At 44.2% G+C, this 14,282-nt stretch carries 16 protein-coding genes; 14 read left to right on the forward strand and 2 right to left on the reverse strand.

Going from position 1 to position 14,282, the window contains the following annotated elements; all coding sequences use genetic code 11:
* The first annotated feature begins 126 nt into the window (after window positions 1–126).
* From Q0890_RS08055 to Q0890_RS08080, 6 genes are all read left to right on the forward strand, one after another.
* Entirely contained in the window at window positions 127–1,893 is a 1,767-nt protein-coding gene (locus tag Q0890_RS08055) for a hypothetical protein (protein WP_299219341.1), read from the forward strand.
* 3 nt (window positions 1,894–1,896) lie between these two features.
* A complete protein-coding gene (locus tag Q0890_RS08060) occupies window positions 1,897–2,622 on the forward strand; it encodes a DUF3726 domain-containing protein (RefSeq protein WP_299219343.1) in 726 nt (241 codons plus the stop codon).
* 173 nt (window positions 2,623–2,795) lie between these two features.
* A complete protein-coding gene (locus Q0890_RS08065; protein WP_299219345.1) occupies window positions 2,796–3,158 on the forward strand; it encodes a helix-turn-helix transcriptional regulator in 363 nt (120 codons plus the stop codon).
* A gap of 221 nt (window positions 3,159–3,379) precedes the next feature.
* Window positions 3,380–3,790 carry an arsenate reductase (glutaredoxin) gene (gene arsC, locus Q0890_RS08070; RefSeq protein ID WP_299219347.1) on the forward strand — a complete coding sequence of 137 codons (411 nt, stop codon included), beginning with the start codon at window positions 3,380–3,382 and terminating at the stop codon, window positions 3,788–3,790.
* A complete protein-coding gene (gene arsH, locus Q0890_RS08075; protein ID WP_299219349.1) occupies window positions 3,774–4,532 on the forward strand; it encodes an arsenical resistance protein ArsH in 759 nt (252 codons plus the stop codon). Before arsC ends, arsH begins: the two co-directional genes overlap by 17 nt.
* A gap of 43 nt (window positions 4,533–4,575) precedes the next feature.
* Window positions 4,576–5,883 (forward strand): arsenic transporter, encoded by a 1,308-nt coding sequence (locus Q0890_RS08080; RefSeq protein ID WP_299219351.1) that lies wholly within the window; start codon window positions 4,576–4,578, stop codon window positions 5,881–5,883.
* Between the two features lie 11 nt (window positions 5,884–5,894).
* Here Q0890_RS08080 and Q0890_RS08085 read toward each other — a convergent pair whose 3' ends face one another.
* Both Q0890_RS08085 and Q0890_RS08090 read right to left on the reverse strand, forming a co-directional pair.
* Entirely contained in the window at window positions 5,895–7,448 is a 1,554-nt protein-coding gene (locus tag Q0890_RS08085; protein WP_299219353.1) for an ATP-binding protein, read from the reverse strand.
* Complete coding sequence (locus Q0890_RS08090; protein WP_299219354.1) at window positions 7,429–8,130, reverse strand: heavy metal response regulator transcription factor; 702 nt, start codon at window positions 8,128–8,130, stop codon at window positions 7,429–7,431. Before Q0890_RS08090 ends, Q0890_RS08085 begins: the two co-directional genes overlap by 20 nt.
* 218 nt (window positions 8,131–8,348) lie before the next feature.
* Here Q0890_RS08090 and Q0890_RS08095 point away from each other — a divergent pair, with 218 nt between their 5' ends.
* The 8 genes from Q0890_RS08095 (at window position 8,349) to Q0890_RS08130 (ending at window position 14,239) form a co-directional block, all read left to right on the forward strand.
* Entirely contained in the window at window positions 8,349–8,624 is a 276-nt protein-coding gene (locus Q0890_RS08095) for a hypothetical protein (protein ID WP_299219356.1), read from the forward strand.
* A gap of 98 nt (window positions 8,625–8,722) precedes the next feature.
* The gene (locus tag Q0890_RS08100) at window positions 8,723–9,319 is read left to right on the forward strand and encodes a cytochrome c (RefSeq protein WP_299219358.1); all 597 of its coding nucleotides are present in this window, start codon (window positions 8,723–8,725) and stop codon (window positions 9,317–9,319) included.
* A 104-nt stretch (window positions 9,320–9,423) separates the two neighbouring features.
* Window positions 9,424–10,065 (forward strand): DUF411 domain-containing protein, encoded by a 642-nt coding sequence (locus Q0890_RS08105; RefSeq protein WP_299219360.1) that lies wholly within the window; start codon window positions 9,424–9,426, stop codon window positions 10,063–10,065.
* A gap of 74 nt (window positions 10,066–10,139) precedes the next feature.
* On the forward strand, window positions 10,140–11,849 hold the full coding sequence (locus Q0890_RS08110) for a copper resistance system multicopper oxidase (protein ID WP_299219362.1): 1,710 nt from the start codon (window positions 10,140–10,142) through the stop codon (window positions 11,847–11,849).
* 24 nt (window positions 11,850–11,873) lie between these two features.
* Window positions 11,874–12,839: a copper resistance protein B gene (locus Q0890_RS08115; protein WP_299219364.1), complete on the forward strand. Its 966-nt coding sequence runs from the start codon at window positions 11,874–11,876 to the stop codon at window positions 12,837–12,839.
* A 110-nt stretch (window positions 12,840–12,949) separates the two neighbouring features.
* A complete protein-coding gene (locus Q0890_RS08120; protein WP_367276844.1) occupies window positions 12,950–13,414 on the forward strand; it encodes a DUF305 domain-containing protein in 465 nt (154 codons plus the stop codon).
* A 145-nt stretch (window positions 13,415–13,559) separates the two neighbouring features.
* On the forward strand, window positions 13,560–13,736 hold the full coding sequence (locus Q0890_RS08125) for a hypothetical protein (RefSeq protein WP_299219368.1): 177 nt from the start codon (window positions 13,560–13,562) through the stop codon (window positions 13,734–13,736).
* Window positions 13,737–13,849: 113 nt separating this feature from the next.
* The gene (locus Q0890_RS08130; protein WP_299219370.1) at window positions 13,850–14,239 is read left to right on the forward strand and encodes a heavy metal-binding domain-containing protein; all 390 of its coding nucleotides are present in this window, start codon (window positions 13,850–13,852) and stop codon (window positions 14,237–14,239) included.
* Window positions 14,240–14,282 lie beyond the last annotated feature (43 nt).

A 14,282-nucleotide genomic window follows, 5' to 3' on the forward strand; every position in this document is an offset into this window, starting at 1 on the left:
TGATAGTAATTTATTCACAGTGGTTTGATTAAAATGGTTGGTTTTTAAATGGCTTTGATTAAAAGCACTTCGTTAAAACGGTCAGCCAGTCAACTGGTCTGACATATTATGTAAGGTAGTGGCATTATGAATTTGGTTCACGCAAACAATGAGAGCATTGACGTAGCGACACTGTCTTTACGCAGCCCCGATGTGGTCATGAATGCTGAGCGACTGGGTGCGATGCACCAGACGCGTATCAGCTTTGTACGTACATTACTGCGTAAAATTGATAGAGAAAAATGGACACTGAGTACGCATCTGTGGGATTTGGATGACAAGGGTTATGGACAAGTCATCTACCGTTTGCAAACCCCTGAACATACTTATCATCTGGTGGTATTCTGTAATGAGCTGGCCGATGACGAGCGTAATGATCGAGTGATCGCTCAAAAGTGGGATGTCACCTTTGGTCTTGTTTTTGGGGAGATTGGTCAGGAGCTACTCGATAATCTCAAAGCCAATGTACCGCTACAAGAAGCAGGTCGCAATTCCAACATGGTGATGGTGCTGGCACGCGCTAATAAAAGCGTGCGAGTGTTTGATCATATCGTGAGCGCCTTAGCTGATGGTCAGCAGCCTGACCTTGAGGTGCTCGCACAAGTCGGTTATATCCTGCGTACCACGGCAGTCTATGGCAACGGCAAATTTGGTATTTATGATTTTAAGCCATTAGATCATAGCGAAGACTTTAATCAGTCGTTTCGCGCGCAGATGTGTGCAGTTTATTTGCTACGTGAATTTAGCCTTGATTGGGTTGATTTTTTAGCCAAGAAAAAAGGCGGTAATAAAGCAGTCGCGCTCCATCCAGAGATTAAGCGTTATCTAGGAATCGGTAACGCGACGGGTCTGGGTATGGCACCGTATCTAATCAATCACCCTTGTATCGTTGATCAGTGGCTCACCACCCGTGAAGAAGCGGTGCAAGCGACCTTGGTCTGTGATATTGAGTCAGAAAAGGTGGCGTATTTTTCCAGCTTGCTTGCGCGCGCGATTCAGCATTTTACCGAAATCGTTACCATCAATGAGCAGCAAGCCACATTAAACGAAGCTGTCGTTACAGAGCTGAGTGCATTGAAAAGCGAGCTTATGACCACGATTGAAGCTTACAAAACATGGGCGGAGTTCTTGCAAGCTCACGATCATTTAAGTTTTGAGAGCCAAGAAGTCATCATCTCTTGCTTAATGGAGCTATATCCTGAGCGTGTCGATGCGTTTCAAGAAAAGGTCAACGCGGATGAAGCCTTGTCACTACCAAAAGGCAAAGTGATTCAAGATTTGCTTGATGTATTAGAGTCACGTTATCAATGGGCGATTACGATTGATTTTGATGAGCCTGATAATCGCTATTGGTTTTGGTATCGCTCGGTGGATAAAGAAGAGCCACGCATGGGCGTACGCGGGCAAGAGCCCGGTGATGATCGAGAGCTATCATTAGATATCGGGCGGCAAGCAAAGAACTTGTATGTGGCTTTACAACAGGCCGATCCACAGCAGCTGATATCCGAGTTTATGCTAAGCAAGCCTAAATACCGTTCTATCGCTCGCCGCGTATGGACCATGGGCCACAAAAAAATGGGTGACATTCAGATGAATGTTTTGCATAAGCATACACCGCCTATGCATCTACTACGTTGTAAGCTATCGATGTTTGGCGCGACCAAGTTCGATCCTAGGTCTGATCGCTGGGTACGAATCACTTTGTTCCAAGGTGCGCCTTTATTTAACGAAGTACATAGTGATGAATGGCTGTTTCCTTTATTACCTAACTTGTCTACAAAAGATTCATTTACAGAAAATTCGTCTACCCAAACACTGCCCACTCAAGACTCAACCATTACCAAGGAGATTTAAGACATGATTGTATCGCACAATGAAATCGTGGCAATGGTGTATAAAGCCTTTACGGGGATGCACCGAGAAGTCGGCGAGGCTGATGTCATCGCCTCTATGGTGGCTGAGCTTGAGATGGCAGGATTGGATGGTGTGCGTCATTTTAATAATGCCACGCCCTTTATCTTAACTGAGCAAGATACGCCTATTGATATCGTCCATCAAGAAACGGGCGCCATTCGCTTTGATTTGCATGACAGCAGTTTGATTTGTCATTTGCCTGCCATCATGGACTACGCCCTAGAAAAAATGGGTGATTTGGATCATTTTCAGATTTATTTAATGAACTGTCATAATCGCTGGTTGGCGTATAGTGAGTTGGTCAAGTTGGCTGATAACGGTATCGCTTGTCTGGCCAAATGGGATAACGGCTCAGCGCCTAAGCATACTTTATTCACTCTAAATCAAGGCTTTGTCTATCCTGATATTTACTTCTTTAATAAGGCGCAAGCCAACTATAATACTGACGATATGATCATTGAGCTGGCCACCTCAAATTTTGATATCGAAGACGATATCCAGCACTTCGACCATAAGATATCGACGGATGAGCTGTTTGAAACTCATCAGCGTGCATGGAAGGAAGGCATCTATGTCGATGATGAGCAGTGGGCGTTACTCAAAAAAACAGCGGCTGCCATATTGGTTGAGAACAGCGAAATGTCAAGTAAAGGGGCGGGCGGAGTATAAATCTGACTGACCCATTTATCGACGTCAAAACCCGCTATATTTTTTAGCGGGTTTTTTGCTGTGGGTTGTACGTTGTTAAAAATTGGATTATCAAAAGCTTTAAAATGCTACTTATAAACATTTTTTATTTATTGTTTATTGAAATATTCTGATATGTCTGTATTATTGGACATATGGAAATAACTAACGCTATCGCAAGCTTTGCGGCGCTCTCTCAAGATACTCGTCTAAAAGCCTTTAAACTACTGGTCAGTCAAGAACCTAAGGGTTTACCTGCGGGTGAAATAGCCCGTCAGCTATCGGTGCCGCATAACACTATGTCAGCGCATTTATCGGTGCTGGCACGAGCAGGGTGGGTGGTCTCAAAACGTCAAAGCCGGCAAATTATCTATCGTGCGTCGCTGTCGCATATGGAGGCGGTTGTGCAGTTTTTGTTGCAAGACTGCTGTGCAGGACATCCAGAGCTGTGTGCCTCGCTCATAGACAGTTTGGGTGGATGTGAGACTGCCACAGCTAATAAACAAGGCAGTCTGTAAAGCCAGCGCTAAGTCGCTAGCTAATTCAATAGACATATTCTTAATAACTATAGTCGATTCTAAATAAAACAGATACATTATATTTCAACGTGGAACTGGTGTATAAATTTTTCTTGCGTGCTGTGCCTGCGCTGCTCGATGCTGCGTAAGATTCATCCCAGTTCCACTGTATCGTTTTTATGCTGAATTCTCTATAGATTCAAAAAATAGGTAAAATTGCTATGAAACCATTGATTTTTCATAACCCTAACTGCGGCACTTCCCGCAATACGCTTGCCATCATAAAAGCATCAGGTGAGCAGCCAGAAGTGGTAGAGTATCTAAAGAACCCGCCAAGCCGTGACGAGCTGGTTGACCTATTGGCAAAGATGAATATCTCGCCAAGAGAGTTATTACGTAGCAAAGAAGCTATCAATGATGAGCTGGGCTTAGATAACCCTGCGCTATCTGATGACTATATTATCGATGTGATGATCGCGCATCCTATCTTAATCAACCGTCCTATCGTGGTCACGGATAAGGGCGCAGCCTTATGCCGACCATCAGAGCGGGTGTTTGAATTGTTAGAAAACCCAGTAATCAGTTTTACTAAAGAGGACGGCGAGACGATTTATCATGACAACAACCAATAAAAACCAACCTCACGCAGAGGGTTTATTTAATCTAGATGACCTGCCCAATATTGATACCAATCAATTACAACCGATCGATATTGAGTCGCTGGTTGCGCCGAATGACCCACGTCATCCGCCTAAGATACTAGTGCTATACGGGTCGTTACGTGAGCGCTCATTTTCTAGGTTAGCGGCTGAGGAAGCAAGTCGGCTGCTGCGTTGGTATGGCTGCGAAGTACGGATGTTTAATCCATCAGGGTTGCCGCTACCTGATGATGCTGATAGCGATCATCCAAAGGTGCAAGAGCTGCGCGAGCTGGCGCAGTGGTCAGAAGGCATGCTGTGGGTGAGCCCAGAACGTCACGGCAGCATCACCAGCATTATGAAAGCACAAATCGATTGGATACCGCTTGCACTGGGCGGCGTACGCCCCACTCAAGGCAAAACCTTGGCAGTGATGCAAGTCAGCGGTGGCAGTCAAAGCTTTAATACCGTCAATCAGCTGCGCATTCTGGGGCGCTGGATGCGTATGATTACTATCCCCAATCAATCGTCTATCCCTAAGGCTTTTTTACAGTTTAATGATGACAATCGTATGGATATGTCGCCTTTATATCTGCGCCTTGTGGATGTTTGTGAAGAGCTGGTGAAGTTTACGTGGTTGACTCGTGGACGCTCGACCTATCTGACCGATAGATACTCTGAGCGGGTGGAAAGTGCCGAAGAGCTATCACAGCGTGTCAATCAAAAGTCGCTGTAATATCTCCTAGTTATAATCAACACGCCGTAAACAAGGTTGCTCCATGCTCGCATTCATTATCTTTATCGTAACTTTGGTTTTAGTGATATGGCAGCCTAAAGGCTTGGGCATTGGTTGGAGCGCGTTGGGCGGGGCGTTGGTCGCCTTGGCTTTTGGCGTGGTACAGTTATCCGATGTCGCTGTGGTGTGGGATATCGTTTGGGATGCGACTTTTACCTTTGTGGCACTGATTATTATCTCGCTTATCTTAGATAGAGCGGGATTTTTTGGTTGGGCCGCCTTGCATGTGGCGAGACTAGGCAATGGGCAAGGACGCTTATTGTTTCCCATGATTGTCATATTGGGCGCGTTTATCTCCGCGTTTTTTGCCAATGATGGCGCTGCATTACTCCTGACACCGATCGTCATCGCCATCTTGCTACGGCTTAAGTTTTCACCGCCATCGGCATTGGCTTTTATCATCGCGACGGGCTTTATCGCTGATACCGCAAGTTTGCCGCTAGTGACTTCTAATCTGGTCAATATCGTCAGCGCCAATTATTTCGATATTGGCTTTGGACGTTATGCGGCGGTCATGGTGCCCGTCAATATCATCTCTGTCATCGCGACATTAGCAGTGCTGTGGGTGGTATATGCCCGCCAAATCCCAACACATTATTCTATTACCAATCTTAGCGCACCTGCATCTGCTATTGAAGATATGTTAGTTTTTAGGGCAGCTTTTCCGCTACTTGCCTTATTATTGGTTGCTTATTTTGCGACTGAATCAATAGGTATTCCTATCTCCGTTGTCACTGGAGCGGCGGCTTTAATGCTGATGGCCATCGCAGGTCGCTGGTGGCAAGGTGGGCGAGAGGCGGTTGTTTCGGTGTCTGATGTCGTACGTAACGCACCTTGGCAAATTGTCTTGTTTTCTGTCGGTATGTACTTGGTGGTGTATGGCTTGGGGAATGCAGGACTGACAGCTTATGGTGCTCAGATACTCAATTGGCTAGGGCAGCAAGGTAATATCATCGCCACAGTAGGCACGGGTTTTCTTTCGGCGATTGTAGCTTCTATCATGAATAACATGCCATCGACCTTGGTAGGCGCATTGGCGATTGATAGCGCGCAAGTACCGGCTGCCACTCGCGAGCTGATGATATATGCCAATGTGATTGGTAATGATCTAGGACCGAAGTTTACACCCATCGGTAGCCTTGCGACCTTGTTATGGCTACATGTGTTGGCAGAAAAAGATTATAAAATCAGCTGGGGGCAATATATGAAAATCGGCCTGCTCATTACGCCGCCAGTATTACTAGCCACGCTGTTGGCTTTGGTGTTTTGGTTGCCGATGCTGCCAAGTTAATTCTGTGCTCGCTACAAAATCACCTCAACCTCGAAATAATAATCCTCTTTAATAGAGATACTGACATTGCCGTTATGGGCGTTGACGATCGCTTGTACAATAGATAAACCCAGACCTGATCCTGCGTGCATGGCTTTGGTTTGATCATGTCGATGAAAACGCTCAAATAATTTATCCGCATCGCTTTGTGCCAGTGGCTCGTCCAAACGATTGGTAATAGTTACTTTTAATGACTGTTTTTTTGTGCAGGATGTGTCATTTTTTGATAAGTTGTCTTTGTCAATCATGGCCGTTTTATGCGCGGCAATAGTAATGACACTATCACTAGCCGCATAATAGATAGCATTTGACAGTAGATTGGCAAACAGCCTTTGCAGCAACCCTTCATCGCCTAACACACTGCCAAAGTCTCCTAATTTGTCGAAAGTGATACCGCGCTCATCGGCGATCAGCTCAAAATAATCGACAAGTTTGCCAATCAGCCTGTCAGTATCGACAGCACTAAGCTGCGAGTCACTCAGCCCCTTTTGAGTCTTGGCGAGCAGGAGCATATTATTAATCAGACTCGATAACTGCTCTAAAGTTTCATGCTGATGATGCAGCTGCTCGATATACTCATCGCTATCTCTAGGTTTACTGAGCATCACCTGTGTTTGGGTACTGAGCGTGGCTATGGGAGTACGCAGCTCGTGAGCAATATTGTCAGAGAAGCGTAGCAGGGAGGCAAAATTGCTCTCAAGCTTAGCCAGCATTAAGTTGTAAGACTGGGCCAAAGGTCTTAGCTCTCTTGGCATCTCGCTGGCATTAATTCTCTCATCAAGGCGCTCAGGATTGATGCCTTTCATCTTTTGTGTGATCGTAGATAAAGGCGCAAAACCCCAATAGACGCTGAGTGCAGCAACTGACACCAATAGCAAGGTAATCGCTAGCAATATAATACTAAGCTGGCGATTAAACTGTAATAAATACTGATGATGAATATCGATAGGTAGGACAATTAGCGCTAATAGATCATTATTTTGTATGATGACGGCTCGATAACGGCGCTCATTTATCGTGGTGACAAATTGCCGCTCGTGATGCTCTTGCCATAATAATGGTAGGCTAAAATTTGCGGGCAACTCGTCAGCAAAACCACTAGGCGTACTGGTAGATAGCTGGCCGTCTTTGTCAGTAAGTAAGATTTTTAGATCGTAATCGAGCCAAGACGAATGCAGATGATCAGCGTTAATGGGCGCTGATAGCGTAGCTGAATCTAAAGAAGCTGGGTTCGGTAAAAAGGCAGGATTTGGCGTAGAAGGCAGAGCGCTTTGATATTCTCTATCCGTCAAATGCTGGCGAAGATTAAAGGCAGCGTGGTTAATAATCTCAGCGTCCATTTCCTCAAAGTGTCCCTTCACCGAGCGCTGAATCCAGATATACAGCACAATTTGTGACAGCACCACAAATAGGGTAAGTAAAAATACCGTGCGCCAAAGCAAAGGCCAGCGCCGATTATCAAATTTAGCTTGAGTATTATTAGGTGGTGTTTTATTTAACATCGATTTATTTAACGTCTGTATCATGTGTATCTAAAACGTCCAACTTATAACCCATGCCGCGTACGGTGTGAATCAGCTTGATCTCAAAACCATCATCCACCTTTAGTCGCAGGCGTCTTATCGCCACATCAATGACATTGGTATCACTATCAAAGTTCATGTCCCATACTTGCGAGGCGATGACAGAGCGCGGCAATACCTCACCTTGACGTTCTAATAAAAACTGCAACAGTGAGAACTCTTTTGCCGTCAGTTTAATAGCGCTGTCGCCTCTATGCACAGTGCGCTTGGCAATGTCCATTTTTAGATCCGCTATTTGCATAATCGTACTTTGATAATCTGCTTGACTGACGCGTCTTAGTAGGCTTTTTATTCTAACTATTAATTCGGCAAAGGCAAAAGGCTTGGTTAGATAGTCATCACCGCCGATCTCAATGCCTTTAACCCTATCGCTTAACTCATCTTTTGCCGTTAAAAATAAGACAGGCGTATGCTTGCCAGCGGCTCGATAATTGCATACCAGCTCAAAGCCATTAATATCAGGCAACATCACGTCCATAATGATGACGTTAAAGTCTTCGGTCATAAGAGCATGATAGCCGCTGAGTCCTGTGGTCTGATGGTCAACGATAAAGCCGGCTTCGCTGAGCCCTTTTTTTATGTACTCACCAAGCTTTATCTCATCTTCTACTAGCAATACTTTCATAGGCTAGCCTCCATTAGGCGGATCAATTTAATGCGGCTCATTCTCGCTATTACTTTTAGCCTTACTGTGGTCTTCATACTAAAGGAATATACTCGGCATGAAAATCTAAAGCGACGAAGATGACAAAATTGTCATCTTATTGTCATCTAGCAGTCAGAATAAATAAGACATAATCTAAGCCAGTAACATGGCTTTTCACCAAAAAATAAGGATTTACCATGTACTCAACCAAATCAATCATCATCACTGCTGTTGCTCTAGTCATTTCAACGTCTGCTATGGCTCATGATCCAAAATTCCATGCCGAAAAAGATCAAATGAGCTGTAAAAAGATGGAAAAGCATATGCAAATGATGCAAAAAATGGATCATAGCAAGATGGATATGAACGACCCTGCTATGAAAGCCATGATGGCTAATATGGGCAAAATGAAGCAGATCTATCAACAACACTGCGTCAGTAGTGAGACGGTCAGTAATAAAAGTAAATCTTAAGAATTTTAAATATAATCCTATAAAATATACATCACTATCAGGCAGCCTTGCTAAATGATAGTGGTGTATTAACAACAATAGATTTTTAGGATAACTACATGAAATTCTTATTGGGGGTGGTTTCTACCCTTGTTGTCGCAATTATTGGTGTTTTTGCTGTCATTACTAGTGGTGTTATAAATATTGGCGCCGATCAAGAGCATAGTCCAATGGTCTACAACTTCTTGGAGACCGCTCGTCATCGTTCTATAGAAAACGCGAGTAGAGATATCATCGTTCCAGATTTAGCACAGGTTGACATGATTAGCAGTGGCGGCGCAGATTATAAAGACATGTGCGCAGGCTGTCATTTGTCTCCTGGCGTAGAACAGACTGACCTTAGTCAAGGCCTATATCCAAAGCCGCCTAATTTTACCAATACTGATATTGTTGCGCGTTATCAAACGCAGGCGGGTGCTAGACAGGGGTTTTGGGCGATTAAGCACGGTATTATGGCGTCTGGAATGCCAGCATGGGGCGCAACGCATGATGACGATAGAATGTGGGCCATGATCGCGTTTATCAGATCGCTACCTAAATTAGATAAAAGTCAGTACACCATGCTAACAACAAGATTGGACGACGATATGCTGGATATGTCGTTCAATAGCGACACGATGGATATGACGGATGACGGATTTGAAATGCAGCATTAATTATTTTCAAGTTCATATTTTTTAGTATCGTAGTTTTTAATACATGGGTTTTAACATCTAGTTTTTAATATCAAAAATGCAAACAGACGCTTAGGAGTGGCTCTATGAAGCGCTATACCAATATGTTTTCTAGCAAACACAACCAATTATCTGCTCGTGTTCTTTTAGTGATGGCGACATCTTCACTACTATTAGCGGCTTGTAGCCAATCAAATACGAGCGCTTCTGATTCACAGCCTGTACAACCTGAGCCAACGGTTGCGACACAAACGGCTCAGGTAGCACAGCCACAAGCTGAGATAACAGCAGTGACGGCTCCTTTGATAAACCAATCAGAGCTTCTTAAAAATGTCTCGGCTACGGTGTATAAAGATGCCAACTGTGGCTGCTGTAAAGAATGGATAGGTTATGCAGAAGACAATGGCTTAAATGCCACTGCGCAAGACGTTACAGACTTATCGGTATTCAAAGAGCGTTATAGCGTATCACCGCAAATGCAGTCTTGCCATACGACAGTTACCACCGATGGTTATGTCTTTGAAGGTCATGTCCCAGCTAAGCATATGGCGCAGTTTCTAGCCAATCCGCCAAACGATGCTATCGGTCTTGCCGTACCGGGTATGCCAGTCGGTAGCCCTGGTATGGAGTATCAAAATCAGTTTATGCCGTATCAAATCATGCAAATCAATAAAGACGGTACGACAAGCGTCTATGCTGATATTGAGTTGCCGCATCAGCAATTGTAGTTTGATTGATGTTTAAAGTAGATCGTTTGGTACAAACTCAATTCCCATTTTATGGATTAAGTTAGGTCATCATTATGAATAATAAAAACATGCTTAACCGCAGGCGTTTTTTAACAGGCTCATCTACGCTAATTGGCGCGTCTATGCTATCGACCCTGCCAACCATGGCCAATAGTGCCTTGGGGGCAAATCAAAAAAACGTCGTCATTAACACTGATAAGCTCGAGCATAAAGTACCCATACTGACAGGCAATGAGTTTGATCTTTATGTCAGCAAAAAACCCATTATTGTTAATGGCAAAACGAGCATGGCGACGCTCATTAATGACTCATTGCCAGCGCCAACGCTAAAAATGCGTGAAGGTGATACGGTAGTGATCCGCGTCCATAACCAGATGAATGAGTCGACCTCTATTCATTGGCATGGTCTGCTTGTACCGTTTGAGATGGATGGCGTGCCAGGTATTAGCTTTGATGGTATTCCAGCCAATAGCACCTTTACGTATAAATTTACCCTGAAACAATCTGGCACTTATTGGTATCACTCGCACACAGGATTCCAAGAACAAACCGGTATGCGCGGGGCTATTGTCATTGAGCCAAAAGGACGCGAACGTCATCCTATCCAAGAAGATCATGTCATTTTGCTCAGTGATTGGACGCACCGTGACCCACACAATTTGCTAAAACTACTTAAACAGCGTGCAGACTTTGATAATTATCATTTGCCAGATTTTAAAAAGCTTTTGTCCGATATTGCCGCAACAGATATCGAGACAGCTTTTGATAAGCGCAAAATGTGGAATCAGATGCGCATGATGCCGACCGACTTTAGTGATTTAACTGGCGAGACGACTTTTGATTATCTGATCAATGGCAAAACCACTGCTGCTAATTGGGCACAAATCGTCAAACCCGGTCAGCCTGTCAAACTGCGCTTTATCAATGGTTCAGCGCAGACGATATTTGATGTGCGTATCCCGGGACTTAAGATGACCGTAATAGCGACCGATGGCGTAGACGTTAAACCGGTGGCTATCGATGATTTTCGTATTGGGGTGGCTGAGACTTATGATGTCATCGTGACGCCAAGCAAAGACGCCTATACCATATTTGCGCAAAATATTGACCGTACCGATTACGTTGCCGCAAGGCTTGCCACAACCCCTGATGCGCACGCTCTCATTCCGGCTATGGATGGATTTGAGTGGCTGACGATGGCGGATATGATGGGCGCGATGGGCGATAACGGTTACGATGCTCGCCATGCCAAGACCGAGTATGATTTTAAGACCGATATGCGCGTCGATAGTCCGCGCATCAACCTTGACGATCCAGGCATCAACTTACGTAAGGTTGCTAAAAACCGTGATGTTTTAACCTATAACCAGCTGCATACAGTAGATGAGACTGCGCTTAGCGAGCAGCGCAAACCTACTCGTGAAATTGAAATACATCTAACTGGTAATATGGAGCGTTATATTTGGGCATTAGATGGGGTTATGTTTCGGGATGCCGCGCCGGTCAACATCAAACCTAATGAGCGCGTGCGCATTACCTTAATCAATGACACCATGATGAATCATCCGATGCATTTGCATGGTATGTGGAGCGATATGCGTGCGCCTGATGGTGACTTTCAGGTGCGTAAACATACCATTATCGTGCAGCCTGCACAAAAGGTCAGCTTCGATGTTACAGGAGAAGCAGGGCGCTGGGCGTGGCATTGCCATCTGCTCTATCATATGGAAGCAGGCATGTTTAGAGAAGTTGCCGTTGTTTAATGAATCGTGGAAGGTGAGTGCATTATGAAAACCATTAAAAAAAGTCTGCCATTCATTGGGTTGTCATACCTAGTTATGCTGGCATCACCCTTTGCAGCAGCAGCCGAGATGGATCACAGCGGCATGAATATGTCAGATATGGATCACAGCAGTATGGACATGTCGGATATGGACCACAGTGGCATGGATATGTCAGGTGATATGTCAGGTATGGATCATAGCGGTATGAATATGTCGGGCATGGATCATGGCAGTATGGATATGTCTGGGATGCAAGGCGGCGAACCGCCAGCTGATGCTCGTAGTCCAGATTATTCAAATGGCGTTCCTTATGGGGAGCATGGTAAGCCTTTGATGATGGGCAGCTTGCCATTATGGGGCGTGTCAGTAGACGATTTGGGTTATCAGTTTGACGAGGATCAGATCAATTATGAGGTTGAAGGTTGGTACGGTACAGACAGCAACCGCGTAACGCTACGTAGCGAAGGTAGTATCCAAACTAAAGATGAGAAAGAAATTGATAGCTTAACCTCACTATCTTACTGGAAGCCGCTTAGTATTTTTTGGAATGGGGAAGCCGGTGTCGCTTATGATACCGAAAACGACAAGCCTGCTGTGATGACTGGTATTGTAGGCACTGCGCCATACTTCATCGAAACTGACGCTAGAGCGTATTTATATACCGATGGGCAAGTCCGTCTGGATCTAGGTGCGGAGTATGAGTGGCGTTTAGATCAGCATTGGGTAGTCATTCCAGAAGTAGAGCTGACGGCATTTAGTAAAGATGACACAGATAACAATATTAGTAAGGGATTTAACGAAATGGAGGCCGAAGTTAGGCTGACTTATGAGACATTGAGTCGACAGCTTGCACCTTATGTGGGTATCAGCTATGAGACTGCTTTGAGCGACGCTCGAGATTTGCGACGTCAAGAAGACGAAGCCGTTGATTCTAGTAGTGTGACAGCCGGTGTAAAGTTTTGGTTCTAGTGTTAACCATTTAAGTAAAAAACAGTCTATAACACTAGCGCTAAAAAACAGGCACCTCTGTAGTTAGGTGCCTTTTTTATTAAATTAAGGACAAAATTGTGAATAATCATATGGATAATAAACAGAAGCAAATGAACCCCTATGTGAAGTTCACCCTGATGATTTTAACATCGACAGTGGTGATGTTTATCATGATGTATTTTAATACGTATCAATGGGATCACGTTTATTTTAGTGAAACTAGAGCTTATATGGCGTTATATATGGGCGCGATGATGGCTGTTATCATGCTTGCCTTTATGGGCAATATGTATAAAAAGACCAAGATCAATCTCATGGTTTATGGGATTAGCGTCGTGCTATTCGCCTTTGGTTTATGGGGCGTTAGATCACAACAAACGGTTGATCAGGTCGATTGGATGCAGGCGATGATACCGCATCACTCGATTGCTATTTTGACCAGTACCCGTGCTGATATCGAAGATCCGCGCGTACGTAAGCTTGCCGACGATATTATCGAAGCACAAAAGCGTGAAATTGGTGAGATGCAGACGCTTATTGAAGAGCTGGAATAAACAGTCATAAATTTTGAGCACCGTGTTTTATGAGTATTGTGTCTTGGATGTCATCAAGTAAATAGTTTATTGAAAGGTATACGATCACACGCCAGTACTATATCATTACTACTATTAAGGGAATAAAAGGTAAGGAGTTATTTTAATGGTAATTATGATGCATGGTATGACTGATGCCGTTATACAAAGCATGATGAATGGATCAATGCATGGTGTGGGGTGGGGAAGATCCATAGTCTCCCTATTGTTTACGGTACTGGTTTTTGCTGTACTGATATTGGCTATTTTGGCACTGATTAAATATCTGCGTAAATCAGACTAAGTCTGAGGCTCAATTAAATGGTTAGGCAGGTAAAGCAGAGTAGAAACCACGGCTATCAGCGCTTGATATAATTGGTTCAAAATCTCTACTCGTTGTCTTCAAGGAGTGATTTTATGAAGCATGCTGACGATACAAAGTCTATAGAAGGCGGACAGTACGACAAAGTACCTACTGGCTATAATGGCACAATCTTTATCTGTCCCATGCATCCTGAGGTTGGAGATGTCGAGAAGAGCGATTGTCTAATATGCGGTATGTTTCTACAACCTGAGAATGAAGTCGCTAACTCAAACAATGATAATCACGACCATAACCATAAACATGCATATAGTCATGGAGAAGGCGCGGACAGCAGGGAAGTAAAATCCGTCATCAGACAGAACTTATTCTTCGCCTTTATCTACAATATGCTTGGCGTACCGATTGCTGCTGGCGTGCTCTATCCGGTGTTTGGATTTATCGAAATAGCACTGGGTATCAAGATCAAACATAATATGGTTTAAAAATACCTAAGATAATCTAATAAGAAGCACCGTTTGAAAGGGC

The organism is uncultured Psychrobacter sp., assembly GCF_947488565.1.
Lineage (GTDB): Bacteria > Pseudomonadota > Gammaproteobacteria > Pseudomonadales > Moraxellaceae > Psychrobacter > Psychrobacter saeujeotis.